The following is a 1,207-nucleotide window of genomic DNA, read 5'->3' on the forward strand; positions in this document are numbered from 1 at the left end:
CCTAAGACAGTGAGTTCTTTTCTTCTTCCGTGAATTCTAGGTTAATCATGTTTTTAATGAGTGCTTTGCTTCTAATTATGACTCTTAAACTATATTATTGTCCTTGAGTAAAAAATGCAAGTTGTAGCCGTGCAAAGTATAGTGCAAGAAAATAGGATTGGGACTTTCAAAAACCTTGCATTATCCTTTTTATAGTACATTAATTGGTACAAAAAACAAGGGCAACAAAGCCTGAAACGACCGGCTATTGACGACCGGCTACTGACTCCTACCCCCAGGAAAAACTTTTTCAGCAGACCCTAATTATTAAATTGGTGCGTTACGCTTTGGCTAACGCACCCTACTGGACTGTTTCAGCTAAAATAGGGCAATAGATTTCGGCTTAAAGTCTTAGATTATAGAATTTATAGCATTTTTCTAATACACCAAATTAGCTGAAACAATCCACATAGTTTTGTCATAACTACCGCTCACCAAAGTCTTGCCGTCGGGACTAAAATTAGCAACATCTCAATAAATGCTGGTAAGGAAGCCGAAGTCAACCTAGAAAATGAACCCGCACTCGTGAGAAAGCATCGACTTAGGTTGCACTGAGGACGAAAATCTGCTTTAACTTAAGGATATGCTTCTTCCCATCGAGATACCTGAAAGCGAACGCACCCCCTTGGTCAACTGGTTGCTGAACCTGGTGGCCGAGCAAAAACAGGTGATTAAGAATCAGGGAAAAACTATAGCTGACCTAGAGAGGAAGGTAGCGGGGCTCGAAAAGCAAGTCAAGAGCCTCGACGAGGAACTTAAAGCCGCCAAGAAACTGAAGAGCCGGCCTAAAATCAAGCCCAGTACGCTCAACCAAGAAAAAAAGACCCCACAAGAGGGGGAGAAACGAGCCGGTTCCGAGAAAAGGAGTAAAAAGACCAGCTTTGTCCCAGATCAAGAGCGGCTCATAAGCTAAAACGCACTTAAACCACCTAAAATAGAAATAGTAATTTTAGAAAAATCCTACTTATGCCAGCCAAAGATTTCCTAGATTTAGAAGAAAAGAAAAACTTACAAAAAGCTCTTAAAGAAGAAGAAAGAGCAGAAGTTAGGGAAAGAATTTTAATGTTTCTATTTTAGGTGGTTTAAGTGCGTTTTAGCTTATGAGCCGCTCTTGATCTGGGACAAAGCTGGTCTTTTTACTCCTTTTCTCGGAACCGGCTCGTTTCTC

The 1,207-nt window shown here is 40.8% G+C and carries 1 protein-coding gene; it reads left to right on the forward strand.

The window, feature by feature from the left end; all coding sequences use genetic code 11:
- Positions 1–622 precede the first annotated feature (622 nt).
- Positions 623–952, forward strand: a complete 330-nt coding sequence (locus tag O9290_RS11230; RefSeq protein WP_288058975.1) for a hypothetical protein — start codon at positions 623–625, stop codon at positions 950–952.
- The last annotated feature ends 255 nt before the right edge of the window (positions 953–1,207 follow it).

The sequence above is a fragment of the Microcystis sp. LE19-41.2A genome (genome assembly GCF_027530405.1).
Taxonomy (GTDB): domain Bacteria; phylum Cyanobacteriota; class Cyanobacteriia; order Cyanobacteriales; family Microcystaceae; genus Microcystis; species Microcystis aeruginosa.